Annotated in this window: 22 protein-coding genes, 1 tRNA gene and 2 pseudogenes; 15 read left to right on the top strand and 10 right to left on the bottom strand. The window is 70.7% G+C overall.

The window, feature by feature from the left end; genetic code table 11:
• Window positions 1-226: 226 nt before the first annotated feature.
• The 5 genes and pseudogenes from ACZ4EG_RS16245 to ACZ4EG_RS16265 all read left to right on the top strand — a co-directional run.
• Window positions 227-1,657, top strand: coding sequence for a hypothetical protein (locus ACZ4EG_RS16245; protein ID WP_467791057.1), 1,431 nt, complete (start codon window positions 227-229; stop codon window positions 1,655-1,657).
• Window positions 1,658-1,931: 274 nt separating this feature from the next.
• Window positions 1,932-3,377, top strand: coding sequence for an alkaline phosphatase PhoX (locus ACZ4EG_RS16250; RefSeq protein WP_467791058.1), 1,446 nt, complete (start codon window positions 1,932-1,934; stop codon window positions 3,375-3,377).
• 62 nt (window positions 3,378-3,439) lie between these two features.
• A tRNA-Ser gene (locus tag ACZ4EG_RS16255) sits at window positions 3,440-3,509 on the top strand.
• Between the two features lie 365 nt (window positions 3,510-3,874).
• Window positions 3,875-5,455 carry a vWA domain-containing protein gene (locus tag ACZ4EG_RS16260; RefSeq protein ID WP_453548397.1) on the top strand — a complete coding sequence of 527 codons (1,581 nt, stop codon included), beginning with the start codon at window positions 3,875-3,877 and terminating at the stop codon, window positions 5,453-5,455.
• A gap of 76 nt (window positions 5,456-5,531) precedes the next feature.
• Window positions 5,532-5,666 (top strand): annotated as a pseudogene (locus ACZ4EG_RS16265) (1-aminocyclopropane-1-carboxylate deaminase); the annotation flags it as partial.
• A 58-nt stretch (window positions 5,667-5,724) separates the two neighbouring features.
• Here the strand turns inward: ACZ4EG_RS16265 and ACZ4EG_RS16270 are convergent.
• The 10 genes from ACZ4EG_RS16270 to ACZ4EG_RS16315 form a co-directional block, all read right to left on the bottom strand.
• On the bottom strand, window positions 5,725-6,093 hold the full coding sequence (locus tag ACZ4EG_RS16270) for a VOC family protein (RefSeq protein WP_453548404.1): 369 nt from the start codon (window positions 6,091-6,093) through the stop codon (window positions 5,725-5,727).
• A gap of 95 nt (window positions 6,094-6,188) precedes the next feature.
• Window positions 6,189-6,665 (bottom strand): hypothetical protein, encoded by a 477-nt coding sequence (locus ACZ4EG_RS16275; protein WP_453548406.1) that lies wholly within the window; start codon window positions 6,663-6,665, stop codon window positions 6,189-6,191.
• A 104-nt stretch (window positions 6,666-6,769) separates the two neighbouring features.
• Window positions 6,770-7,963: a TerD family protein gene (locus ACZ4EG_RS16280; RefSeq protein ID WP_453548639.1), complete on the bottom strand. Its 1,194-nt coding sequence runs from the start codon at window positions 7,961-7,963 to the stop codon at window positions 6,770-6,772.
• A gap of 73 nt (window positions 7,964-8,036) precedes the next feature.
• Window positions 8,037-8,258, bottom strand: coding sequence for a hypothetical protein (locus ACZ4EG_RS16285; protein WP_453548408.1), 222 nt, complete (start codon window positions 8,256-8,258; stop codon window positions 8,037-8,039).
• Window positions 8,259-8,417: 159 nt separating this feature from the next.
• Window positions 8,418-9,407 (bottom strand): zinc-dependent alcohol dehydrogenase family protein, encoded by a 990-nt coding sequence (locus tag ACZ4EG_RS16290; protein ID WP_453548410.1) that lies wholly within the window; start codon window positions 9,405-9,407, stop codon window positions 8,418-8,420.
• On the bottom strand, window positions 9,404-10,240 hold the full coding sequence (locus ACZ4EG_RS16295; protein ID WP_467791059.1) for a carbohydrate ABC transporter permease: 837 nt from the start codon (window positions 10,238-10,240) through the stop codon (window positions 9,404-9,406). Before ACZ4EG_RS16295 ends, ACZ4EG_RS16290 begins: the two co-directional genes overlap by 4 nt.
• Window positions 10,237-11,175, bottom strand: coding sequence for a carbohydrate ABC transporter permease (locus ACZ4EG_RS16300; RefSeq protein ID WP_453548414.1), 939 nt, complete (start codon window positions 11,173-11,175; stop codon window positions 10,237-10,239). Before ACZ4EG_RS16300 ends, ACZ4EG_RS16295 begins: the two co-directional genes overlap by 4 nt.
• Window positions 11,172-12,542 (bottom strand): ABC transporter substrate-binding protein, encoded by a 1,371-nt coding sequence (locus ACZ4EG_RS16305; protein WP_467791060.1) that lies wholly within the window; start codon window positions 12,540-12,542, stop codon window positions 11,172-11,174. Before ACZ4EG_RS16305 ends, ACZ4EG_RS16300 begins: the two co-directional genes overlap by 4 nt.
• 105 nt (window positions 12,543-12,647) lie before the next feature.
• A complete protein-coding gene (locus ACZ4EG_RS16310) occupies window positions 12,648-13,418 on the bottom strand; it encodes a DeoR/GlpR family DNA-binding transcription regulator (RefSeq protein WP_453548419.1) in 771 nt (256 codons plus the stop codon).
• Between the two features lie 314 nt (window positions 13,419-13,732).
• Entirely contained in the window at window positions 13,733-14,542 is an 810-nt protein-coding gene (locus ACZ4EG_RS16315) for an NAD-dependent epimerase/dehydratase family protein (protein WP_453548421.1), read from the bottom strand.
• Window positions 14,543-14,763: 221 nt separating this feature from the next.
• Here ACZ4EG_RS16315 and ACZ4EG_RS16320 point away from each other — a divergent pair, with 221 nt between their 5' ends.
• From ACZ4EG_RS16320 to ACZ4EG_RS16365, 10 genes and pseudogenes are all read left to right on the top strand, one after another.
• Window positions 14,764-15,705, top strand: coding sequence for a 5-dehydro-4-deoxyglucarate dehydratase (locus tag ACZ4EG_RS16320; protein ID WP_467791061.1), 942 nt, complete (start codon window positions 14,764-14,766; stop codon window positions 15,703-15,705).
• Window positions 15,702-16,868, top strand: coding sequence for a hypothetical protein (locus ACZ4EG_RS16325; RefSeq protein ID WP_467791062.1), 1,167 nt, complete (start codon window positions 15,702-15,704; stop codon window positions 16,866-16,868). The genes ACZ4EG_RS16320 and ACZ4EG_RS16325 overlap by 4 nt, the downstream gene beginning before the upstream one ends.
• Window positions 16,869-17,038: 170 nt before the next feature.
• Window positions 17,039-17,626, top strand: a complete 588-nt coding sequence (locus ACZ4EG_RS16330) for a TIGR03086 family metal-binding protein (protein ID WP_467791063.1) — start codon at window positions 17,039-17,041, stop codon at window positions 17,624-17,626.
• Between the two features lie 229 nt (window positions 17,627-17,855).
• Entirely contained in the window at window positions 17,856-18,005 is a 150-nt protein-coding gene (locus tag ACZ4EG_RS16335; RefSeq protein ID WP_467791064.1) for a DUF6368 family protein, read from the top strand.
• Window positions 18,006-18,027: 22 nt separating this feature from the next.
• Window positions 18,028-18,819, top strand: a pseudogene (locus ACZ4EG_RS16340) (MBL fold metallo-hydrolase).
• 143 nt (window positions 18,820-18,962) lie between these two features.
• Window positions 18,963-19,631: a GntR family transcriptional regulator gene (locus tag ACZ4EG_RS16345; RefSeq protein ID WP_453548431.1), complete on the top strand. Its 669-nt coding sequence runs from the start codon at window positions 18,963-18,965 to the stop codon at window positions 19,629-19,631.
• Window positions 19,628-20,539 (top strand): dihydrodipicolinate synthase family protein, encoded by a 912-nt coding sequence (locus ACZ4EG_RS16350; RefSeq protein WP_453548433.1) that lies wholly within the window; start codon window positions 19,628-19,630, stop codon window positions 20,537-20,539. The genes ACZ4EG_RS16345 and ACZ4EG_RS16350 overlap by 4 nt, the downstream gene beginning before the upstream one ends.
• Window positions 20,527-22,269, top strand: a complete 1,743-nt coding sequence (gene araD / locus ACZ4EG_RS16355) for an L-arabinonate dehydratase (protein WP_453548434.1) — start codon at window positions 20,527-20,529, stop codon at window positions 22,267-22,269. The genes ACZ4EG_RS16350 and araD overlap by 13 nt, the downstream gene beginning before the upstream one ends.
• A 102-nt stretch (window positions 22,270-22,371) precedes the next feature.
• Window positions 22,372-23,307: a carbohydrate ABC transporter permease gene (locus ACZ4EG_RS16360; protein ID WP_453548436.1), complete on the top strand. Its 936-nt coding sequence runs from the start codon at window positions 22,372-22,374 to the stop codon at window positions 23,305-23,307.
• A gap of 8 nt (window positions 23,308-23,315) precedes the next feature.
• Window positions 23,316-24,188, top strand: coding sequence for a carbohydrate ABC transporter permease (locus ACZ4EG_RS16365; protein ID WP_453548641.1), 873 nt, complete (start codon window positions 23,316-23,318; stop codon window positions 24,186-24,188).
• Window positions 24,189-24,203: the final 15 nt, after the last annotated feature.

The raw sequence follows: 24,203 nt of genomic DNA on the forward strand, positions 1-24,203 counted from the left end.
GACATATGGAGTGCGCATGACACGCGGCGGCGGTGTGACACGCGTAGAAAGACAGTGAACAGTTGTCCCCCGACTTCTACGCGCGTCAATCTCCTGCCTGATCAAGGCAGTTGTCAAGGTTTCGGCCATGTGCGGAGGCCGAAGGAGAGATGAACCGGGCGGCATGGGTGGAAATCCGTCTAGGCTGAGCGGCTGAGTCCTTTCATGGCCCGAGGAGAACCAGCCGATGTCAGACAGCTCCCCCCTGCCGCCGGTGCGGCTGCACCCCGAAGCGGAGCTGGCGCGTGCCGCGCTGTCCACGCCGCTGCTCTCCCGGGCGGCCCGGCTCGCCCGCTGGGCGGGGCCTGAGACCCGGGTGGACGCCGGAGGCGGCCTGGTCGACGAACAGCTGCCGGCCGCGGCCGAGACGCTGGGGCTGACCGGGGACGACGCCGCGGCCTACGCCAGTGAGGCCTGGCGGGCCGCCGTGGACACCGGGCTGGTCGAGGTGGTCGACGAGGAGGCCGGCACCGTGGCGGCGGGGGAGGAGCTGGCGCTGCTCACCGCCGGCTCGCCGCACGACGTGCTCGCGGTGTGGCTCACGGCCCTGGAGGCCGTCGTCGCCGATGCGACCGTGCCCGATCTGGACGGTGTTGTCGACGCGCTGGACGACGGCGGCGAGGTCGATTTCGCGTCACTCGGCTGGGACCCGGAGGCCGAGGCGGACTTCCTCGACGGCGTCCTCGCGAACCTCTATCTGCTGACCGTCCGGGAGGACGGCCCCGGCGAGGCCCCGGTGCCGCTGCCCGCCCTCGCCGCCTCCATGATCGTGCCCAGCGACATGGGCGAGCCCACCAACGACGTCCTGGAGCAGGTCTCCGACGCGATGATGCGTCTCGACGACCAGTTCCGGATGCTGGAGCCGGCCGGGCTCGTGGAGTACCAGCCGGTCGACGAGGCACTGATGGCCGACGCCGACGAGGAGCCGGCGGCGGCACCCGTCGACGAGACCGACGTCGCCCGCTACGGCATGGTCCGGCTCACCCCGCTCGGCGTGTACGGACTGCGCGCGCGGCTGCTGGAGGCCGGCTTCGAGGCGCCCGCGGTCGGTGAACTCGCCGACAAGGGCGCCGACGTCCTGCTCGACGGCACCTCCCTGTTCCCGCCGAGTGCGGCCCTGGCCGAGACCGAGCAGTGGCTGGCCCACCGCGAACCCCTCGCCGCGGCACGCGAGTTGCTCGCCGCCGCCCGGGGCGGTGACGCCGGCGCGCCGCTGCGCAGGCTGCGCTGCCAGCAGGCGCTGTCACTGGTCGGCGCGGAGGCCGAACCCGCGCTGCGGGAGGTGCTCGACGACGCCGAGCTCGGCGGCCTGGCCCGGGTCTGGCTGAGCGAGCGCGGCGCCCCCGACGTGCCCGCACCGTCCCAGGACTTGGTGTTCTGGCTGACCATCGACACCGTGGCCGCCCAGCTCCAGGCCGAGGGCAACTCCGAGGAACTGCGGGCCCTGGTGGCGGGCCTGGCCCAGCAGCACAGCGGCTTCTTCGCGACGGCCTGGCGCGTGGAGCACCCGGCGACGGCGGACGTGCTGGAGGCCATGGGACGTCTGCACCCGGACAAGAAGGTCGCGAAGGAAGCGCGCAAGGCCGCGTTCAAGGCCCGCTCCCAGCAGGGGTACTGAGCACGAGCGCGACCCACGCCCGCCGAGCACGAGCGCGACCCACGCCCGCCGGACGTGGGTCGCGCCGTTGAAGGCGTATGTGCGGACAGGGCCTCCGCCGACACATCCCCGGGCCGGAGTGACTTTTGAGCCCCGTGGGAAGGCGTATACGGATTCATGGAAGCGGGCCCGTTGCGGTCGCCCGGTGTTCAACTCCCGTTCAGAGACGGGCGGGAGCGTTTCGCGGACCGAGGCCCGCCACGCTCCACGGCATCCCACCGTCACAGGAGACACCATGTCGCTCACTCGCAGGGACTTCGCCAGAAAATCCGCGATCACCGGTGCCGGGGTCGCGCTGGCGGGCAGCGTCGGCGCCCTCGCCACCGCGCCGAACGCCCTCGCGTCGACGGACACCGAGAGCGTCGGCGAGGACTCGGCCACCGCGCACGGCGGAGTCGGATACGGGCCGCTGCTCCCCGACCCGGACGGCATCCTCGCGCTCCCCGCCGGGTTCAAGTACAAGATCATCACCTACAGCGGCAGGACCAAGCTGGAATCGGGTGAGTTCACCCCGTCCAACCACGACGGCACGTCCACCTTCGACGGCCCGCGCGGCGCGACCCTCCTCGTCAACAACCACGAGCTCAAGGGCCCGCGCGCCGGCTGGAAGTACCCGGTGCCGCTGACCGAGGGCCTCGTCTACGACCCGGCCGCCTCCGGTGGCTGCACGGTCGTCGAGGTGCGGCACGACAAGGTCGCCGAGTGGGTCGGCATCGCCGGCACCTCCACCAACTGCGCGGGCGGCAGCACCCCTTGGGGCACCTGGCTCACCTGCGAGGAGACCGAGGACAAGGCCGGCCAGAGCGGCATGACCAAGGACCACGGCTATGTCTTCGAGGTCGACCCCGAGGACCGCCGGGCCAACCGTGACCCCAAGCCCGTCAAGGCGCTGGGCCGTTACGCCCACGAGGCGGTCGTGGTCGACCCCAAGCGCGGCCACCTGCTCCTGACCGAGGACGCGGCGAGCCCGAACGGCCTCCTGTACCGCTGGACCCCGCCGGAGGGCTACTGCCACGGCCGCGGCAAGCTGCGCACCCTCGCCGACGACGCCGGCGTGCTGCAGGCGTTCAAGTGCTTCGACTCCGGCGGCCAGTTCGTCGACGACCTCTCCCGCGCCACGAAGATCGGCACCGTGTACGGCGTCGACTGGGCCGACGTCCCCGACCGCGACGCGAAGACGACCTCCGTGCGCAAGCAGTTCACCGCCGGCCAGGTCACCCGCGCCCGCAAGCTGGAGGGCATGTGGTGGGGCGACGGCGGCGCCTACATCGTCTCCTCGTACGCCCGCGCGGAGAGCCCCGTCCAGCACGACGGCCAGGTCTGGTTCTACGACCCCAAGCGTCGCACCCTGACCCTGAAGGTGCTCCTCGGCGTCAACCCCGACCCCGCCGAGGACGGTGCCTTCGACGGCCCCGACAACATCACCGTCTCCCCGTACGGCGGCCTCGTCATCGCCGAGGACGGCGAGGGCGTCCAGCACCTGTTCGGTGCCACGGACAGCGGCCGCACCTACCCGATCGCCCGCAACGACCTGAACATCGGCACCGCGGAGAAGCCCGAGTACAGCGAGTTCACCGGCGTCACCTTCTCACCCGACGGAAGGACCCTGTTCGCCAACATCCAGGTCCCGGGCATCATGCTGGCCATCACGGGGCCCTGGAAGCGTCAGAAGCGCGGCTGAACTTCTGACGGGAATTAATTCGCTGGCTCGTCCCGCGGCCCCCCTCCTAGAGTGATGAACGTCCAGGTGCGAAGGCAGGACTTACTTCCACTCATAATGGGGCGGCCGCGGGTTCGAGTCCCGCCACCGGTACAACGGGCCGGTGTAGCTCAGGGGTTAGAGCACCTTTGTCGGTTCCGCCGACCTCGATCTCTGGACACCACAACTTCATGCACCTCCCGGTGCGCAGGCAGCGGCTACTTCTTTTGCAAAGAGAATCCAGTGCCGCAGCCGACTTGATCTCGGGAGGCGCAGCTCAAGGTGGGTGCCCGGTGCGCAGGCAGCGGTTACTTCATTGGATCGGGTGGTTGCGGGTTCGAGTCCCGTCATCGACTTCGGGTCGGTGTAGCTCAATTGGGTAGAGCACCCGGCTAAGTCCGTCGCCGACCCCTGATCTCGGGCACCCTCCTTTTGCTGTGCCTCCCTCCGAAACGGAAAAGAATTCGGGGGAATTCAACATGGCGCGATTCAACACCAAGGCCGCCAAGGCGCAGCCGACCTCGCGGGTGACGTCCACGGGGCGAGTGCTCCGTACATACGAGGGCGGCCGCGGCCACGAGCGGGACGCACGTTCCGAGCTCTTTCTGCTCGCCGTCGCCAATTTCGTCTCGCAGCGGACCTTCTACGAGAGCGGCGCCGACCGCGACGACCGGTTCGCCGCGCTCGTGCGCGAGCTCGCCGTCACCGACCCCTCCTGGACGGCCGGCCTGCTCGGCTGGCTGCGCGGCGAGGGCAACATCCGTACCGCCGCGATCGTGGGCGCCGCCGAGTACGTGAAGGCGCGCCTGGCGGCCGGAGTCACTGAGGGTCCCGCCAACCGGCAGGTCATCGCCTCCGTGCTGCGACGTCCGGACGAGCCCGGCGAGCTGCTCGCCTACTGGACCGCGACCTACGGCCGCACCGTCCCCAAGCCGGTCAAGCGCGGCGTCGCCGACGCCGTACGACGGCTCTACCACGGCAAGTCCCTGCTGAAGTACGACACCGCGTCCAAGGGCTACCGCTTCGGCGACATCCTCAACCTGGTGCACGCGGCGCCGGACCCGGACAAGCCGTGGCAGGGCGAGCTGTTCCAGTACGCGCTGGACCGCCGGCACAACCCGGACACCGCCGTGCCGCCCGCCTCGAACAGCGTCCTGACCGCGCACCGCGAGCTGATGGCGGTACCGGTGCGGAAGCGCCGGGCGGTCGTCACGGCGCCCGACGGCGCCGAGCGGCTCGCGGCTGCCGGGATCACCTGGGAGGCGCTGGCCGGCTGGCTGCAGGGCCCGATGGACAAGGCGGCCTGGGAGGCCGTGATCCCGTCCATGGGCGCGATGGCGCTGGTTCGCAACCTGCGGAACTTCGACGAGGCGGGAGTCTCGGACGAGGTGGCCGCCCGGGTCGCGGCGAAGATCAGCGACCCGGCGGAGGTGGCGCGCTCGCGCCAGTACCCCTTCCGGTACCTGGCCGCGTACCAGCACGCCCCGTCGCTGCGCTGGGCGTACCCGCTGGAGCAGGCGCTCGGTCACTCGCTGGCCAACGTGCCCGCGCTGCCGGGGCGGACGCTGGTGCTCGTCGACCGCTCGGGCTCGATGTGGGCGCGGCTGTCGGACCGCTCGGAGCTCAACCGGGCCGACGCGGCGGCGATCTTCGGTACGGCGCTCGCGGTGCGGGCGGCGGACGCGGACCTCGTCGAGTTCGGGACTACGAGCCGTCGCCTGACGTTCGACAAGGGCGAGTCGGTGCTCAAGATCCTGGGCCGCTTCGGTGACCTGGGCGGTACCGACACCACCTCGGCGATCCGCGCGCACTACCGGGGGCAGGACCGGGTACTGATCGTCACCGACGAGCAGTACGCGTACAACGTGCACGGCGACCCGACCGAGCAGGTCCCGGCCGGCGTCCCCGTCTACACCTGGAACCTGGCCGGCTACCGGGCGGGCCACGGCCCGTCGGGCAAGGGGAACCGGCACACCTTCGGAGGCCTGTCGGACGCGGCCTTCCGCATGGTGCCGCTGCTTGAGGCCGCCCGGGACGCCGACTGGCCCTGGACCGTCTGAGCCGCGCCGTGGCTCCGCGCCGTGGCTCCACAGTCGTGGCCCGCACTTCTACGGGGGGTGCGGGCCACACCCTTGTCCGCACAGCACCGGGAAGTCGATGGCCGGGCTCGTCGATCTGGTCGCGCGCGGGGAGATCGCCCGGGACTCCACGGTGCTCTACGCCCACCTCGGCGGCCAGCCCGCGCTCAACGCCTACAGCGCCCTGTTCTAGTCGGCCTGGGGCCTCTGTCGCAGGTAGCCCACGATCAGCACATGCCCCCGGAACAGCGTCACCGGGCCGGGATCGGCTGAGTGAGGTTCACCGGGTTGCCGTCGGGGTCCTGGATGTGGGCGACGCGCTGTCCCCACGGCATGTCGTTGGGGCCGCCGCGGACCGAGCCGCCCAGCGCCGCCACCCGGCCGAGCGTCTCGTCGACGTCGTCGACACCGATGCTGAGCAGAATCCGCGGTGCCGCTCCGGTCCCCGGGTCCTCCTTGGCCACCAGCCCGAGGTCGGTGTCGCCGATGCGCAAGCCGAGGTAGAAGGCCGGGCCTTCCGCCGGTACCCGGAAGATCTCCTCGGCGCCGAACAATTTCGTATAGAAGCCGAGCAGAACATCCTGGTCGGCAGTCACGATCACTGGCTGGATGGTGGACATGGCACTCCTGTCGGGAACGGTCGTGTCGCCGGGTAGACCGTTCGAGGACGGTGAACTCATCGGCCACCCCGCTGACCAGCCACTTCAACAGTGCGCTACCCCATGACCGCGCGGGCCGCGTCCAAAAACGCCAGCCGGTTGTCCTCCAGGTAGTCCCGCACGCTCTCGTCCTCGGGCAAGCCTTCCCAGACCGTCCGGTTGAGGTCGAGGAAGTACGCGCGTGCCGCACCGTGCACGGGCAGGGGGAACTGGATGCGAATGAGCCGCTCCGCGACCCACAGCCTGTTCATGACGTCCCGGGTTGTGAGGAACCAGGCGTCGGTGTCCTCCCATGCGGAAGGCCGGCTGAAGGCGGAGCGTTCGGCCTCGGCCCCCACCTCGATGAACCGCTCCAGCAGCGCCAGCCGTTCCGCTCGCCGGGCCTCCGACAGGGCGATCTGCTGCCGTTGCTGTTCGGCGCGTTCCGCCGAGAGCTGAGTCCTGTGCTGGACGAGGTAGGACAACAAGCCGCCGAGGACAACGCCGCCCACAGATATCAGTGACACCCAGACCTGACCTGACATGGCGGTCATCGTGCCATGACGTCGATCTTTGAGGTGATCTCGCTGTCGGATCCGGTCCGCTGCCGCGGGGCGCCCCCTGGAGTCGGGGGCGCCCGTAGGCGTCGTGCGGTCGGTTACAGCGCCTGTGCCGCCGGCTTCACCATGTTGCGGACCGTGCGGGCCTTTACGAAGTCGCCCATCGCGGTCATGTCCCACTCGCCGGAGAACTGCCGGGTCAGCTTGGCCATCATCACGCCGGTCTGCGGCTCGGCGTTGGTGAGGTCGAAGCGCACCAGTTCCTCGTCCGTCGTGGCGTCCAGGAGACGACAGTAGGCCTTGGCGACCTCCGTGAACTTCTGGCCGGAGAAGGAGTTGACCGTGAACACCAGGCCGGTGACCTCCTGCGGGAGCCTGCCGAGGTCGACCACGATCACCTCGTCGTCGCCCCCGCCCTCGCCCGTGAGGTTGTCGCCGGAGTGCTTGACCGCGCCGTTCAGGATCGTCAGCTTTCCGAAGTAGCAGCTGTCGATGTGGTTGCGCTGCGGGCCGTACGCGATGACCGAGGCGTCCAGGTCGATGTCCTTGCCGCGGAACGCCGGCTCCCAGCCGAGGCCCATCTTCACCCGGGAGAGCAGCGGGCTGCCGCCCTTGACCAGGGACACGGTCTGGTTCTTCTGGAGGCTGACCCGGCCCTTGTCGAGGTTGATCTTCCCGGTGCCGGGCGCCGGGGCGGGCGGGGCCGGGGGCGCGGCGGGCGGCGGGGGTGCCATCGACGGCTGTGCCGCGGGCGGCGGCGGGGCCATCGGCTGCGGCGGCGCGACCTGGGCCGGTGCCGGTTCCTCCACGGTCACACCGAAGTCGGTCGCGATGCCCGCGAGCCCGTTGGCATAGCCCTGGCCGACGGCGCGGGCCTTCCAGGCGCCGTTGCGGAGGTAGATCTCCACGATCACCAGCGCCGTCTCGGTGCCGAGCTGCGGGGGCGTGAACGTGGCCAGGACGGTGTTGTCGTCGGCGTTGCGGATCGTGGCCGTCGGTTCGATGCCCTGGAAGGTCTGGCCCGCGGCGTCCGGGCTCGCGGTGACCACGATCTTCTCGATGCCCGGAGGCACGGCGGTGGTGTCGACCGTGATCGCGTCGGGGGCCGTGCCGCCGCCCGAGCGGTACGTCACGCCCGGGCCGCTCGGCTGGTTGTAGAAGATGAAGTCGTCGTCGGAGCGCACCTTGCCGTCGGCGGTGAGCAGCAGGCCCGATACGTCGAGCCGCACCGGTGCGGCGACGTCCACCGTCACGCGGGCGGCGGACAGGGGGATGTTCGAGCCGGGGGTCATAGCTGTCATGCCGGGTGAACGAGCGGGACCGCTTTACCGTTCCCTTACCCGGCGACCATTCGGACGATCCGGTTCAGCGGGTGTTGCGGGGGTGGTTGCGGGCGGTGCGTTCGTTGCCTCGGCGGTAGTTTCCGGTCCAGCGGGCCATGACGAGCTGCGGGTCTCCGGCGTCCACCTCGGCGAGGAACTGCGCCGCTCGTGCGCCGTTCAGGGTGGCCGCGGGGCGGTTGTGGTGGGTGATGCGGACGGTGCCGCTTGCGTGTGCTTCGTAGCTGAATCCCTGGGGGCTTGGCATGTCGGGGATGGTAAGGGGGTCAGTGGGGGCGGGCCCATTTGTTTTCGCCCCCGCCGCCCCTACCCGTTCCCATCCCCAGGGGCTCCGCCCCTTCGACCCCGCCAGGGGGCTCCGCCCCCCGCTCCTCAAACGCCGGAGGGGCTGACACGACATCACCCGTCACGGCACCACCACGATCTTGCGGCCCACCCCCGCCGCGAACTGGTCCAGGGCCTGCGGGTAGTGGTCCAGGGGGATGCGGTCGCTGATGAAGACCTCCGGGTCCAGGACGCCGTTCGCGAACAGTTCCGCTGCTCGCTCGAAGCTGTGGAGCACCGCCATGGAACCGGTGATGGTGATCTCCTGGTTGTAGATGCGGTACGGGTCGATGGTGACCCGCGTTGCGTAGTCGGCCACGCCGAACTGCAGGAACGTGCCCGCCTTGGCCACCCGGTCCAGCCCGTCCTGGATCGCCGCCGCGTTCCCCGTCGCGTCGACCACGACGTCCCAGCCCCGCGGCCGCTCCAGTTCGTCCGCGTCCGCGGCGGACGCCGACGCGCCGAGCAGGCGGGCCGTCTCCAGCCGGGCCGGGTTGACGTCCACCATGTCCACGCTGGCCGCGCCGGTGCGCTTGGCGAGCTCCAGCATCATCAGGCCCATAGTTCCGGAGCCGTAGATGAGGACGTGTGCGCCCAGCCGCGCGCGCAGCACGTCGTAGCCGCGTACCGCGCAGGACAGCGGCTCCACCAGGGCCGCGTCCTGTGTGCGGACGTTTTCGGGGAGCTTCACGCAGTTGGCCACCGGCGCCACCGCGAACTGCGCGGCTCCGCCGGCCGTCGTCACGCCGATCGCCGCCCAGCGCTCGCAGAGGTTGTTGTGGCCGGTACGGCAGTAGCGGCACTCGTGGCAGTACAGCGACGGGTCCACCGCCACCCGGTCGCCGACCGCGACCTCGGTGACCTGGGTGCCGACCCCGACCACCTCGCCCGCGAACTCGTGCCCGGGGACGATCGGCAGCTTCGGCGCGAACTCGCCCCGGAGGATGTGCAGGTCCGTGCCGCACAGGCCGCAGGCGGCCACCTCCACCACGACCTCGCGCGGGCCCGGCGTCGGGTCGGAGACCTCGGCGACGACGGCACGGCCCACGGACTCGACGACGGCGGCCTTCATTTCACGGCTCCCAGCGACAGGCCCTGGACCAGTTTGTCCTGGGCGGCGAACCCTGCGGCGAGCACCGGCAGGGAGATGACGAGCGACGCGGCGCACACCTTGGCCAGGAACAGGCCCTGGCTGGTGATGAAGCCGGTCAGGAAGACGGGGGCGGTCTCGGCGACGACGCCGGTGAGCACGCGGGCGAAGAGCAGCTCGTTCCAGCTGAAGATGAAGCAGATCAGGGCCGTGGCGGCGATCCCGGGCAGGGCGATGGGGGCCACCACCCGGGCCAGGACCGTCGGCAGCCGCGCCCCGTCCACCCTCGCCGCCTCGATCACGGCGACCGGCACCTCGGCGAGGAACGACTGCATCATCCACACCGCGATCGGCAGGTTCATGGCGGTGTAGAGGACGACCAGCAGCCAGATGTTGTCCAGCATCCCGGCGTTCTTCGCGAACAGATAGATCGGCAGCAGGCCGGCCACCGCGGGCAGCATCTTCGTCGACAGGAAGAAGAACAGGACGTCCGTCCACTTCTTCACCGGGCGGATCGACAGGGCGTACGCGGCCGGGAGCGCCAGCAGCAGCACGCACACCGTCGAGACCACCGACGCCACGGTGGAGTTGATCAGCGCGGGCCAGGGGCTCGCCCCGCCGCCCGTGCCGAAGAAGTCGCGGTAGCCGTCGAGGGTGAGGGCGGCGGTGAAGGACGGTGGGTTGGTCGCCGCGTCCTGCTCGGAGTGGAAGGACGTGAGGGCCATCCAGACGATCGGCAGGAAGAACACGATCCCCGCCAGCCAGGCCACCAGACCCAGGCCGAGGCTCTTGCGCCGCACGGCGGTTGTGGTCATGCGCGGGACACCCCCTCGCGGAACAGCGACGACACCACCCGCAGGGCGAAGGTCGCGATGACGATCGAGCCGATGACCACCAGGACGCCCGCGGCCGAGGCGAGGCCGTTCTCATGGGCCTGGTAGAAGCTCTGGTAGACGGTGTAGGGCAGGTTGGCGGTGCCGAGACCGCCGGAGGTGATCGTGAAGACCGCGTCGAAGTTCTGGACGATGTAGATCGAACCCAGCAGGACGCCGAGTTCGAGGTAGCGGCGCAGGTGCGGGAGCGTGAGGTGGCGGAAGATCTGCCAGTCGCTCGCGCCGTCCACCCGGGCGGCCTCGATCTGCTGCTGGTCCCGGCTCTGCAGACCGGCCAGCAGGATCAGCATCATGAAGGGCGTCCACTGCCACACCAGGGAGGCCTCGACCGCGAGCAGCGGGGTGTTCGAGATCCAGTCCGGCTGGGGGCCGCCGACATAGTGCAGCAGGCCGTTGAACAGGCCGTACTCGGGGTTGTAGAGGACGTGCTTCCAGAGCAGGGCCGCGGCGACCGGGACCACCAGGAACGGGGCGATCAGCAGGGTGCGGACGACGCCCCGGCCGCGGAACCTGCGGTCAAGGAGCAGGGCCAGCGCGAGGCCGAGCACCAGCGCGGCCAGCACCACCGCCGCGGTGAGCAGCACCGTCGTCCACACCGAGTGACGCAGGTCGGCGTCGGTCAGGACCTCTCGGTAGTTGTCGAGGCCGGTGAAGTGGCGGGCCCTGGGATAGAGGGCGTTCCAGTCGAAGAAGGAGATCACCAGCGTGGCCACGAACGGGAGCTGGGTCACCACGATCATGAAGACGAGGGCGGGCAGGAGCGGGGCCCGGGTGGCCCAGGCGCGCAGGCGGGCGGAGGGCTGCCGCGAGGCGCGTACCGGTGTGGTCGCCAGGGGTGCTGTCGTGGTCGCGGTCATCGTCCCTCGTACTCCTTGGAGATCTTCTCGGCGAGCCGCTGGGACTTGCTCAGGGCCGAGTCGACGGACTGGCGTCCGGCGATGGCGGCGCTGATCTCCTGGGAGACCCTGGTGCCGAGGTCGGTGAACTCGGGGATGCCGACGAACTGGATGCCGGGCGCGGGGCGGGGCTGCACGCCGGGGTCGTCGGGGCGGGCGTTCTCGATGGCGTCCTTCGTCATGTCCTGGAACGCGGCGGCCTCCTTGCGGTAGGCGGCGTTCGTGTAGGTCGACGCGCGCTTGCCCGCCGGGACGTTCGACCAGCCGCTGGTGTCGCCGACCAGCTGCTCGTACCGCTTGCTCGACGCCCAGGAGACGAACTTCCAGGCCTTGTCCGGGTTGCGGGAGGCCTTCTGGATACCCCAGGCCCAGGTGTAGAGCCAGCCGGAGGAGTCCGTCTTCTCGACGGGGGCCGGGGCGTAGCCGAGCCTGCCCTTGACCGGGGACTCGGCCGCCTCCAGCAGGCCCGCCGCGGACGTGGCGTCGTACCACATGGCGACCTTGCCCTGGGTCATGTTGTTGAGGCACTCGGCGAAACCGGACTGGGCGGCGCCCGACTCGCCGTGCTCGCGCACGAGATCGACATAGAACTTCGTCGCCTTTTCGAACTCGGGCGAGTCCAGCTGGGCCTTCCACCGCTGGTCGAACCAGGTGCCGCCGAAGGTGTTCACGACGGTGGTGAGCGGCGCCATCAGCTCGCCCCAGCCGGGCAGTCCGCGCAGACAGATGCCCTTCATACCGGGCTCGGCGCCGTCGGCCTTCGCGGCCAGGTCGGCCACCTGGGTCCAGGTCGGGTGCGAGGGCATCGTCAGGCCCTTCTTCGCGAAGACGTCCTTGCGGTACATCAGGAAGGACGACTCGCCGTAGAAGGGCTGGCCGTAGAGCCTGCCGTCGTTGCCGGTCAGGGACTGGCGCATCGGCTTGAGGACGTCCTGTTCGTCGTAGGAGGGGTCCTTGCTGACGTACGGGTCCATCTCGTGCAGCCAGCCGTTGCGGGCGTAGATCGGTATCTCGTAGTTGGAGAGGGTGGCCACGTCGTACTGGCCGGCCTGGTTGGCGAAGTCCTGGCTGATCTTGTCGCGGACGTCGTTCTCGGGCAGGACGGTGAAGTTGACCTTGATGCCGGTCTCCGCGGTGAAGTGGGCGGCGGTGAGCTTCTGCAACTCGGTCATCTGCGGGTTGTTGACCATCAGGACGTCGATGGAGTCGCCGCCGGAACCGGACCCGCCCGCCCCGGACCAGCAGCCGGAGAGCAACGGGGCGAGCAGCGTCCCTGCGGCGGCCATGGCGAGCGCGGCTCGCGGCCTCCGTCGGCTCTGGGTGCGCATGGATCGCTCCTGGACGTATGGGGGGATGGCGTATGGGGGATGACGTATGGGGGGATAAGGGATTTCGACGGGCATGCGAATGACCTGTGCGGTGGCGTCGGCTCCTCAGACCCGGATGACCTGTGGTCCCAGCAGTGAATAGCGATGGGCCTCGGACACCGGCAGCAGCGTGCTCGTCACGATCGCCTCCAGTGCGCCGACCTCGGCGAACCGGCAGAAGCTGACCGCCCCGAACTTGGTGTGCACACCCGCGAAGACCGTGCGTCGCGCGGCCCGGACGGCCTGCGCCTTGACCTCGCTGACCGCGGGGTCGGGGGTGGTCAGGCCGTGCTCGCGGGAGATGCCGTTGGCGCCGATGAAGGCGAGGTCGAGGACGAAGCCGGCCAGCATCTTCGTCGTCCAGTGGTCGACGGTCGCCAGCGTGCCGGGCCGGACCCGGCCGCCGAGCAGCAGTACCGAGATGTGCTCGGCCCCGGCGAGGGCGCCCGCGACCGGGAGGGAGGCGGTGACCACGGTCAGCGGCCGGTCCCTCGGCATGGCCTCGGCGATGAGCTGCGGGGTGAAGCCCTCGTCGACGAAGACCGTCTCGGCGTCCCCGAGCAGTTCCGCCGCCGCGGCCGCGATCCGGCGCTTCTCGGGCACATGGCTGGTGGCGCGATAGGCGAGCGTCGTCTCGAAGCCGGCGCTCTCCACGGGATAGGCGCCCCCGTGCGTGCGGCGCACCAGGCCGTGGTCCTCCAGGGCGCGCAGATCGCGCCGGACGGTCTCCTTGGCCACGCCCAGCCGGACGGCGAGCGCGGTGACGTCGACCGAGCCCGTGGCTCGCGCGGCACGCAGAATCTCGCGCTGGCGTTCCTCCGCCGTACTGGTGCTCATGTCGTCACCCGCTTCCCTGTGGAACCGCCCGTTCGGGCCATGGGGGCAGTTCTACAGCGGGTGCGCGGCTCTGACCAGGTCTGTTGCCAGTTCGATGCTGCCCGTATCGGCCCGTTCACGGATCGGTGTGCCCGCCTCGGACCTGCTGGACTGCAGGAGGGGACGTGAGAGCGGGCAGCGCCCGTGCCCGAATGCGGGGGCGGATGGGTCCGATCGGTGTCCGAATGCGTGGGCGGGCGGGCCCGTTCGGATCACGCCCGCCTGTCCGTGAGAGCGATCGTCTCGCGTCCCTCGGAGTGATCCTTGCGCGTCCCTCAGTACGGCCAGATCGGCGGGTCGTTCACGAAGTGGCCGCCCAGATGGCTGTGGGCGGGGTTCTCCGGGTCCAGCTCGCCGTGCTCGGCGATCAGCTTCTCGGCGTACGGCTCGGAGTCGTCCCGCGGTTCATAGCCGAGCGCCCGCGCGCTCGTCAGGTCCCACCACAGGCGCGTGTTGGCGGAGGAGCCGTAGACGACGGTGTGGCCGACGTTGTCGGCGGTGAGGGCGGCGTGGAAGAGGCGGGCGCCGTCGGCGGGGCTCATCCAGACCGAGAGCATGCGCACACCGGTCGGCTCCGGGAAACACGAGCCGATGCGCACGGAGACCGTCTCCAGGCCGTACTTGTCCCAGTAGAACTGGGCGAGGTCCTCACCGAAGGCCTTGGACAGGCCGTAGAAGGTGTCCGGGCGGCGCGGGGTGTCCACCGGGATCAGGGGGTCCGTGCCCCGGGGGGCCGGGGTGAAGCCGACGGCGTGGTTGGAGGAGGCGAAGACGATGCGCGGCACACCCTCCTGGCGGGCCGCCTCGTACAGGTTGTAGGTGCCCTCGATGTTCGACTTGAGGATCTTCTCGAAGGGCGCTTCCAGCGAGATGCCCGCGAGGTGCAGGACCGCGTCGACGCCCCGGACGGCCTCGCGCAGCGCCGCGGTGTCGGAGAGGTCCGCGGTGATCGCGTCCGGCTCGCCGTCGATGGGGCGCACGTCGAACAGGCGCAGGTCGTAGCCGTACTCCGGCAGGAGGGTCCGCATCAGGGTGCCGAGGCCGCCGGCGGCGCCGGTGAGCAGGACGGTGCGGGGAGCGGGCATCCACGGTCTCCTTGGCTCAACGATCGCATTCATGCCTGGCATTCACATTCATGGACACGCTAGGGAGGGCTGACCTGGCTAGTCAAGTGTGGCGTGGCGTGCGGAAATCTGCTGCCCTGTTGCTCGTTTGCCCGCTTGACCGGTCCCGAGAAGGGCCCGTAGCGTGGTCGTGTTCAGAAATATGGACGCCGATCAGAGACATGCACCGACAGGGAGCGCCCGTGACGCCAGCCCCTCTCGCCGCCCGACTCCGTGTCCCGAGCGGACCGCTGTTCTTCCCCGTCACGGCCTACGGCCCCGACGGCTCGGTCGACCTCGACGTCTACCGCACGCATGTGCGCCGGGGCGTCGAGGCGGGTGCCGCCGCCGTGTTCGCCTGCTGTGGCACCGGGGAGTTCCATGCGCTGCTGCCCGAGGAGTTCGAGGCCTGCGTACGGGCAGCCGTCGAGGCGGCCGGGGGGCGGGTACCGGTGGTCGCGGGCGCCGGATACGGCACCGCCCTCGCCGTCCGCTACGCGCGGCTCGCCGAGGGCGCCGGTGCCCACGGGCTGCTGGCCATGCCGCCGTACCTCGTCGTCGCCGGCCAGGAGGGACTGGTACGGCACTACGGCGAGGTGGCCGCGGCGACCGGCCTGCCCGTGATCGTCTACCAGCGGGACAACGCCGTGTTCACCCCGCCGACCGTCGTCGAGCTGGCGCGCACCGAGGGGATCATCGGCTTCAAGGACGGCCTCGGCGACCTCGACCTGATGCAGCGGATCGTCAGCGCCGTACGCGCCGAGGTCCCCGGCGACTTCCTGTACTTCAACGGACTCCCGACCGCCGAGCAGACCCAGCTCGCCTACCGCGCCCTCGGCATCACCCTCTACTCCTCCGCCGTGTTCTGCTTCGCGCCGGAGATCGCCCTCGCCTTCCACCGCGCGCTGGAGTCGGGCGACGAGAGCACCGCGCACCGCCTCCTGGACGGCTTCTACCGGCCGTTCGTCGAACTGCGTGCCCAGGGCCGCGGATACGCCGTCGCCCTCGTCAAGGCGGGCGTACGGCTGCGCGGACTGGACGTGGGGGAGGTGCGGCCCCCGCTGCAGGAGCCGACCGAGGACCACGTCAAGCAGCTCGCCCGGATCATCGAGCGTGGCTACGCGCTGCTGGAGGGGGACGCGTGAAGGCGTCGGCGTTCGTCTACCCCTGGGACGTCGTCGGCGACCCGGAGGCAGCCGCCCGCATCGCCGCGCTCGGGGTGGCCCAGGCGACCCTCGCGGCCGCCTACCACTCCACACGCGCACTGACCCCCCGCCACCCTCGCCACCGCGTCGTCACCGCCGAGCACGCGGCCGTACTGTATCCGCCCGGCGACCGCTGGACGGGCCGCACGATACGCCCGTACCCGGCCGGGGGCTGGGCGCCCGGGGACGCCTACGGCACGGCGGCCGCGGAGCTCTCGGCGGCCGGCCTGGAGGTGCACACCTGGGTCGTCCTCGCGCACAACTCCCGCCTGGGCGCCGAGCACCCGGACACCTCGGTCGTCAACGCCTACGGCGACCGCTACCCCTGGGCGCCATGCATCGCACAGCCCGCCACGCGCGCGTACCTCGTCGACCTGGCCGCGGAGGCCGCCGTACGGCCCGGAGCCCGGGGCACCGAGCTGGAGTCACTCGGCTGGTGCGGCCTCGCGCATCTGCACGCCCACGACAAGACCGGCGGAGTCGGCCTCGGGGAGGCCGGCCAGTACCTGATGTCGCTCTGCTTCTGCCCCGCCTGCCGGGACGGGTACGGCGGACAGGGCCTGGACCCCGACGAGCTGGCCACCGCCGTACGGGCCGCCCTGCAGCCGCTGTGGCAGGGGGCGCCCGACGACGGAGGCTGGGCGGGCGTGGAGAAGCTCCTCGGCGTACAGCGGGCCGCCGCCACGCGCGCGTGGCGCGAGGAAACCGCCCGCACCCTCCAGGAGGAGGCCGTCGCCGCGGTCCGCGCGGCCGCTCCCGACGGCTTCCAGGTGCTGCTCCACGCGGACCCGGTGACGTACCACTGCGGTGCCAACGCGGGCGTGGACCCGGCGCACATCCTGTCCGTCGCGGACGGTGTGGTCGTGCCCTGCACGGGCGGACCCGGTCCGCTGACGCCGTTCGCGCAGCAGGGGCGCGCGGACGCCGTTCTCGCCGCCAACTTCACCGTGGTCTCCGGGATGGGCGGCACCCCCGGCACACTCGCGGCGGACGCGGCCCGGGCGCGGGACCTGGGGGCGACGGAACTACGGCTGTATCACGCCGGGTTGGCGTCGGACGGGGACCTGGCGGCGGTGCGGGACGCGCTGCTCGACCGGCGCTGAGCCAGTACCCCGGCCGGAGCCGGACAGCGCGACGCCGGGCAGAGCGCCGCGTTGCGGTCGCGCAGGAGGCGGGTCACGCTCCAGGAGGGCGCCCACCGATGAGTTCCGGGAACCCGGACAGTCCACCTTCCGTACGGAGATGTCCAGCGCAATCCCCAAGGAGCAACGGGATGACCGACACGATCCTCGACCTCGGCCCGCAGACGCGCGAGCTGCTGCGGCTCGCCGAGGGTGTCACCGATGAGCAGCTCTCGGCCGCGACACCGTGTCCGGACTACGCGGTGCGCCACATGCTGGGGCACCTGATGGGGCTGTCCGTCGCCTTCCGCGACGCCGCCCACAAGGATCTGGGTGCCACCACCGACACCAGCCCGAACACCGCCGAGCCGGACGTCGGCCCCGGCTGGCGCGAGGCGCTGCCCAAGGTCCTGGACGAGCTCGCCGAGGCCTGGCGCGAGCCCGCGGCGTGGACCGGTATGACCCGCGCGGGCGGCGTCGACCTGCCCGGCGCGGTCGCGGGTGCGGTCGTCGCCGACGAGCTGGTGATCCACGGCTGGGACCTGGCCCGCGCGACCGGCCAGCAGTACACCCCCGACGGCGCAGCCCTACAGGCGTCGTACGGCTTCCTGCACGCCGCGGCAGACAACCCCGACCGCGGCAACGGCGCCTTCGGCCCGGTTGTCCCCGTCCCGGCCGACGCCCCCTTGCTGGACCGCGCGGTGGGACTGAGCGGGCGGGATCCGGGGTGGCGGCCGTAGGACGGCACGAAAGAGAAACGGGTACGGAACCGGGGCGAGGCGGACCGGGAGGTGGTGGCCGGCTGCTTCCGTGGCTGGAGAGCTTCTGCGCACCGGTGGTGGTCCGGGACGACGGTGAGGTCGACTTCTGGGTCGAGGATCCGTCGGCGCTCGGACCGGGCGCCGATGCCGAGGGGACCGGTGCGTTCTTCCTGGCGGCGGCCTCGACGCCCTGATCGACTTCGACGGGATGCTGGACGCGCCCGTGCTGCCGGGGCTGTTCGTCCAGGTGGCGTACGGTGCTGGTGCCGGTGGCGGCGGACGCGGGCTGCGCCATGTCGGGGACGCCGCATTCCTCGACGGGTGGCTGCGGCAGCCCGGATTTCGTCTGATCAAGTAGTCGGCGACATCACGCTCCGGGCATGCCCCTCACGCTCACCGTCCTCGGCACCGCCTCCCCGTACCCGCAGCCGGGGCGCCCGTGTTCCGGGTACCTGCCGCGGGGCGGTGGCGCCGAGGTGTGGGTGGACGCCGGGCCAGGCACCTTCGCCGAGTTGCAGCGGCACACGGATCCCGCGCGGCTCACGGCAATCTGGATCTCGCATCTGCACGCCGACCACAGCGCGGATCTGCTCGCCGCCGATGGGGGTACCTCCCTGCTCGAACGAAGTTGAGAGCTTGGGGGAGCCTTCGCGTTCGGCGGCATGGCCCCGCCCGCGCCGGTTCCGGTGTACGCGCCGGGGGATTGTGCCCGGCGGCCGGCGGGCTTCCTCGGGAAGGCCGGTGTGGACTTCCTGAACGGTGTCTTCGACTTCCGGTCCCTGTGCGACGGCCATGTCGCCCAGCACTGGAATCTGCGCCTCACCGCCCGCGCCGTCGCCCACGACACCGAGGCCTACGGACTGCGCGCCGAGTGCCAGGGGAGCGTGCTGGCCTACTCGGGGGGCAGCGGCGCCTGTGCCGCGCTCATCGAACTCGCCACCCGCGCCGACCCGTTCCTGTGCGAGGCGGACATCGACGAGCATCGCGAAGGCAAACGGGTTCATCTGACACCGGAGGACGCGGGCCGCGTCGCCCGCGAGGCCCATGTGCGCGAGCTGTTCATCACCCACGTCGGGCCCACCCTCAACCGTGAGTCGGCGACCGCCCGCGCCGCGGTGGCCTTCGGCCGGCCCACGGACACCGCCCGTGAGGGCGACAGCAGGATCGTCTGAAGCTCCCCGACGGCACGTCAACTTCCTTTGTCAGAAGCATTGACGAAACACAGGAGCGCTCCTACCTTCAACGCGTCGTACTTCGTACGTCATATATGAGACGCGATACGTGAGATCACATACGCGAGATCCGAGAGGCGCGCATGACCTCTGTGCCCATGCCGATCCCGTCCCGTACGCAGTTCGTGCTGGACGCGATCAAACACCGCATCCTCACTGGGCAGTTGACGCCAGGTCAGGCCCTGGTCGAGACCGAGCTCGCCGCGCAGTTCGGAGTGTCCAAGACCCCGGTGCGCGAGGCGCTCAAGACCTTGGCCGGGACCGGACTGGTCGTGATGAACCAGTACAAGGGCGTCACGGTGCGCATGGTGGACGCGGACATGGCACGCGAGGTCTACGACGTGCGGCTGCTGCTCGAACCGGAGGCGCTGAAGCGGGCCGTGCGGCTCGGCGCCTCCCTCGACGCCGCCCGTGACGCGCTGACCCGCGCCGACGAGGCGACGGACACCGCCGAACGCTCCCTCGCCAACCGGGAGTTCCACCGAGCCCTCTATCTGCCGTGCGGCAACCCGCTGCTCGGCCGGATGCTCGACGAGGTCCGCGACCAGGCCGCCCTCGTCTCCGCCGTCGCCTGGGCCGCCGACCCCTCCTGGGAACGGGAGGCCGGCGAGCACCGCGAGATCCTGCGGCTCGCCCTGGAGGGCGACGCGGACGGCGCGGCCGGCGCCCTGCACGCCCACATCGCGTCGTTCGTCCGGCGGGCGTTCCCGCAGGCCGCCGACGAGTCCCCGGCACAGGAAGGTCAGGAATGAGCGGCGTGACGTTCGAGACCCAGCGGGCGGCCCTGGCCGATGTGGTGGCGATCCCGGTGACCCCGTTCGCCGAGGACGGCACCGTCGACCGGGACGTCCATCGGGCCCTGCTGCGCAGGCTGCTCGACGGCGGTGTCACCACCCTCACCCCCAACGGCAACACCGGCGAGTTCTACGCCCTCACCCCAAAGGAGCGCCGGCTCGTCACCGAGACGACCCTCGACGAGGTCGGCGAGCGTGCCGCCGTCCTCGTCGGCGTCGGCCACGACGTGCCCACCGCCGTCGCGACCGCCCGGCACGCCCGTGAGCGGGGCGCCGGGATGGTGATGGTCCACCAGCCCGTCCACCCGTACGTCGCGCAGAGCGGCTGGGTCGACTACCACCGCGCGATCGCCGAGTCCGTCCCCGAACTGGGCGTCGTCCCCTACATCCGCAACGCCCAGCTGCCCGGCGCCCGCCTCGCCGAACTCGCCGACACCTGCCCCAACGTCATCGGCGTCAAGTACGCGGTCCCGGACGCCGCCCGCTTCGCCGCCTTCTCCCGGGACGCGGGTCTCGACCGCTTCGTGTGGGTGGCCGGTCTTGCCGAGCCGTACGCCCCCTCGTACTTCTCCGCGGGGGCCACCGGCTTCACCTCCGGGCTCGTGAACGTCGCCCCGGCCGTTTCGCTGAACATGATCGAAGCGCTTCGATCCGGCGACTACCCCGCCGCCATGAAGGTCTGGGAGCAGATCCGCCGCTTCGAGGAACTGCGCGCCGCGAACGGCTCCGCCGACAACGTCACCGTCGTCAAGGAGGCCCTCGCCTCCCTCGGCCTGTGCCGCCCCGAGGTCCGCCCGCCCAGCAGGCAGCTGCCCGAGGACGAGCGCGCCGAGGTCGCCGCCATCGTCGCCGGATGGTCGATATGAACAACGGCATCAAGAAAGCGGAAGAGCTCAGAAGCCACCAGTGGTACGGCACCGACGGACTGCGCTCCTTCAGCCACCGCGCCCGCACCCGCCAGCTCGGCTATCTGCCCGAGGAGCACCTGGGCAAGCCGGTCATCGCGATCCTCAACACCTGGTCGGACATCAACCCCTGTCATGTGCACCTGAGGGACCGGGCACAGGCCGTCAAGCGCGGGGTGTGGCAGGCCGGCGGCTTCCCGCTCGAATTCCCGGTCTCCACCCTCAGCGAGACCTTCCAGAAGCCGACCCCGATGCTCTACCGCAACCTGCTCTCGATGGAGACCGAGGAACTGCTGCGGTCCTACCCGGTCGACGGCGCCGTCCTGATGGGCGGCTGCGACAAGTCCACGCCCGCCCTGCTCATGGGCGCCGCGAGCGTCGACCTGCCCACGGTCTTCGTGCCCGCCGGGCCGATGCTGCCGGGCCACTGGCGGGGCGAGGTCCTCGGCTCCGGCACCGACATGTGGAAGTACTGGGACGACAAGCGCGCCGGCCTCATCGGCGACTGCGAGATGGCCGAACTGGAGAGCGGCCTGGCCCGCTCGCCCGGCCACTGCATGACCATGGGTACGGCCTCCACGCTCACCGCCGCCGCCGAGGCGCTCGGTGTCACCGTCCCGGGCGCGTCCAGCATCCCGGCCGTGGACTCCGGGCACGACCGGATGGCCGCCGCGTCGGGCCTGCGCATCGTCGAACTGGTCCACCGGGACCGGAAGTTGTCCCACATCCTCACCCGCGAGGCGTTCGAGGACGCGGTCACCACCGTCCTCGGGCTCGGTGGCTCGACCAACGCCGTGATCCATCTGATCGCCATGGCGGCCCGGGCGGGGGTGCGGCTCACCCTCGACGACTTCGACCGCATCGCCCGCACGGTCCCGGTCCTCGCCAACGTCCGCCCCGGCGGACAGCGGTATCTGATGGAGGACTTCCACTTCGCGGGCGGCCTCGCCGGGTTCCTCTCCCGCATCCCGGACCTGCTCCATCTCGACCGGCCGACGGTCTCGTACGACACCCTGCGCGAGCAGCTCGCGGGCGCCCGGGTGCACGACGACGACGTCATCCGGACCCGCGACAACCCGGTCGCGAGCGAGGGCGGGGTCGCCGTGCTGCGCGGCAACCTCTGCCCGGACGGCGCGGTCATCAAGCACATCGCCGCCGAGCCGCACCTGCTCAAGCACACCGGTCCGGCCGTCGTCTTCGACGACTACCGGACGATGCAGCGCACCATCAACGACCCCTGGCTCGGCATCACCGCCGACAGCGTCCTCGTCCTGCGCAACGCCGGACCCAAGGGCGGGCCCGGCATGCCCGAGTACGGCATGCTGCCCCTCCCCGACCACCTGCTCAGACAGGGCGTGCGGGACATGGTGCGGATCTCCGACGCACGTATGAGCGGCACGAGTTACGGCGCGTGCGTGCTGCACGTGGCGCCCGAGTCGTACGTCGGGGGACCGCTTGCGCTGGTGCGCACCGGGGACTCCATCACCCTGGACGTCGAGGCGCGCACGCTTCAACTCCACGTGGACGACGAGGAGCTGGAGCGCAGGCGGGCCGACTGGACGCCGCCGCCCGTCCGTCACGAGCGCGGCTACGGCGCGCTCTACAACGAGCAGATCACCCAGGCCGACACCGGCTGCGACTTCGAGTTCCTGTCCCGGCCGGGCAAGGTGCCGGACCCGTACGCGGGCTGACCGGACCACCGCACCCCGATCGTTGAAGCGCTTCACCCATGCGTATGAAGCAAGCGCTTCCTGCACCTGCTGCACCCGCCCCACTGCGAACGGAGAACAGTCGTGGCCCAAGCCGCAGCCGTGGCGAAACCGCCCGCGCCACCCCGGCGGCGCCGTGCCTCCGCGACCCCGCGCAGGCTGCCGTACCTGCTGATCGCCCCGGCAGGCCTGCTGATGCTCGGCTTCATCGCCTATCCGGTCATCAGCGTCTTCTACTACAGCCTGCAGAACTACAACCCCACCAAGCCGTGGCGGAACGGCTACGCGGGCTTCGACAACTTCGTCCACGCCTTCACCGACGACCCCCGGTTCTGGGACACGCTGACCTTCAGCGCCAAGTGGGTCGTCGTGGAGGTGGGCCTCCAACTGCTCTTCGGGCTCGCCCTCGCGCTGATCGTCAACCAGACCTTCGCGGGCCGGGCGCTGGGCCGCGCCCTGGTGTTCTCCCCGTGGGCCGTCTCCGGCGTGCTGACCTCCGCGGTCTGGGTGCTGCTCTACAACTCCCAGACGGGCATCACGCGTTACCTCGCCGACGTGGGCATCGGCTCGTACGGCACCAGCTGGCTGTCGGACACCTCGACCGTCTTCCCGGCGGCGGTGGTCGCCGATCTGTGGCGGGGCGTCCCCTTCTTCGCGATCCTCCTCCTCGCCGACCTGCAGTCCGTCTCGAAGGACCTGTACGAGGCCGCCGAGGTCGACGGCGCGAGCCGGCTCAAGCAGTTCTGGCACATCACGCTCCCGCACCTGAAGGACGCGATCGTCCTGTCCACGCTGCTGCGCGCGGTGTGGGAGTTCAACAACGTCGACCTGCTCTACACCCTCACCGGCGGCGGCCCGGCGGGCGAGACCACCACCCTCCCGCTGTACATCGCCAACACCAGCGTCGACGCCCACAACTTCGGCTACGCGTCCGCCCTGACCACGGTCGCGTTCGTGATCCTGCTCTTCTGCTCGATCGTCTATCTGCGGCTGAGCAAGTTCGGAGGTGAGACCAAGTGATCACCGAGATCGCTCCCGCACCCGAGCGCGCGGTGTCCGAGCCCGCACGGCCGCGCCGCAGCCGCCGTTCCTGGGACGAGGTTCCACGCCGGCAGATATACCTCCCCCTGTCGGTCTACCTCCTCTTCACCCTGGTCCCCTTCTACTGGATCCTGCTCTTCGCCCTGCGCCCGGCCGGCTCCACCTCGCTCGTGCCCTGGCCGGTCACCCTCGACCACTTCCAGAAGGTGTGGACCGAGCGCAGCTTCGGCACCTACTTCGCCAACAGCGTGTACGTCGGCATCGCCACCCTGGTCCTCACCACGGTCGTCGCACTCGCCGGCGGCTACGCGCTGGCCCGCTTCGACTTCCGGATCAAGCGCGCGTTCCTGCTGGCCCTGCTGTGCTCCCAGTTCGTGCCGGGCGCGCTGCTGCTCGTCCCGCTGTTCCAGATCTTCGCCAGGCTCCAGATGATCAACTCACTGGGCAGTGTCATCGTGGCCGAGACCGTCTTCCAGCTGCCGCTGTCGATGATCCTGATCAGCGGCTTCATCAGGAACGTTCCGTACTCCCTGGAAGAGGCCGCCTGGGTCGACGGCTGCAACCGTCTCACCGCCTTCCGGATCGTCGTACTCCCGCTGCTGCGGCCCGGGTTGATCGCCGTCGGCTCCTTCGCCTTCGTGCACGCCTGGAACCACTTCCTGTTCGCCCTGATGTTCCTCTCCGACCAGAGCAAGCAGACGATTCCGGTCGGCCTCAACACCCTGATGAGCTCGGACAGCGTCGATCTGGGCGCGCTGGCCGCGGGCGGCATCATCGCCGCCGTACCCGTGGTGATCGTGTTCGCGTTCATCCAGAAGTGGCTGATCACGGGCTTCAGCGCCGGGGCGGTGAAGGGTTGAGACACCATCGGGCCG

It is taken from the genome of Streptomyces sp. NPDC025638, from assembly GCF_055558775.1.

Bases quoted from the DNA above. Each gene is read 5' to 3' on its own strand.
- ACZ4EG_RS16315 (WP_453548421.1), bottom strand. From the start codon at position 14,542: ATGCCCGCTCCCCGCACCGTCCTGCTCACCGGCGCCGCCGGCGGCCTC.
- ACZ4EG_RS16330 (WP_467791063.1), top strand. From the start codon at position 17,039: ATGACCGACACGATCCTCGACCTCGGCCCGCAGACGCGCGAGCTGCTG.
- ACZ4EG_RS16345 (WP_453548431.1), top strand. From the start codon at position 18,963: ATGACCTCTGTGCCCATGCCGATCCCGTCCCGTACGCAGTTCGTGCTG.
- ACZ4EG_RS16280 (WP_453548639.1), bottom strand. From the start codon at position 7,963: ATGACCCCCGGCTCGAACATCCCCCTGTCCGCCGCCCGCGTGACGGTG.
- araD (WP_453548434.1), top strand. From the start codon at position 20,527: ATGGTCGATATGAACAACGGCATCAAGAAAGCGGAAGAGCTCAGAAGC.
- ACZ4EG_RS16300 (WP_453548414.1), bottom strand. From the start codon at position 11,175: ATGACCGCGACCACGACAGCACCCCTGGCGACCACACCGGTACGCGCC.
- ACZ4EG_RS16260 (WP_453548397.1), top strand. From the start codon at position 3,875: ATGGCGCGATTCAACACCAAGGCCGCCAAGGCGCAGCCGACCTCGCGG.
- ACZ4EG_RS16245 (WP_467791057.1), top strand. From the start codon at position 227: ATGTCAGACAGCTCCCCCCTGCCGCCGGTGCGGCTGCACCCCGAAGCG.
- ACZ4EG_RS16350 (WP_453548433.1), top strand. From the start codon at position 19,628: ATGAGCGGCGTGACGTTCGAGACCCAGCGGGCGGCCCTGGCCGATGTG.
- ACZ4EG_RS16275 (WP_453548406.1), bottom strand. From the start codon at position 6,665: ATGACCGCCATGTCAGGTCAGGTCTGGGTGTCACTGATATCTGTGGGC.
- ACZ4EG_RS16270 (WP_453548404.1), bottom strand. From the start codon at position 6,093: ATGTCCACCATCCAGCCAGTGATCGTGACTGCCGACCAGGATGTTCTG.
- ACZ4EG_RS16305 (WP_467791060.1), bottom strand. From the start codon at position 12,542: ATGCGCACCCAGAGCCGACGGAGGCCGCGAGCCGCGCTCGCCATGGCC.
- ACZ4EG_RS16295 (WP_467791059.1), bottom strand. From the start codon at position 10,240: ATGACCACAACCGCCGTGCGGCGCAAGAGCCTCGGCCTGGGTCTGGTG.
- ACZ4EG_RS16250 (WP_467791058.1), top strand. From the start codon at position 1,932: ATGTCGCTCACTCGCAGGGACTTCGCCAGAAAATCCGCGATCACCGGT.
- ACZ4EG_RS16310 (WP_453548419.1), bottom strand. From the start codon at position 13,418: ATGAGCACCAGTACGGCGGAGGAACGCCAGCGCGAGATTCTGCGTGCC.
- ACZ4EG_RS16290 (WP_453548410.1), bottom strand. From the start codon at position 9,407: ATGAAGGCCGCCGTCGTCGAGTCCGTGGGCCGTGCCGTCGTCGCCGAG.
- ACZ4EG_RS16285 (WP_453548408.1), bottom strand. From the start codon at position 8,258: ATGCCAAGCCCCCAGGGATTCAGCTACGAAGCACACGCAAGCGGCACC.
- ACZ4EG_RS16335 (WP_467791064.1), top strand. From the start codon at position 17,856: ATGCTGGACGCGCCCGTGCTGCCGGGGCTGTTCGTCCAGGTGGCGTAC.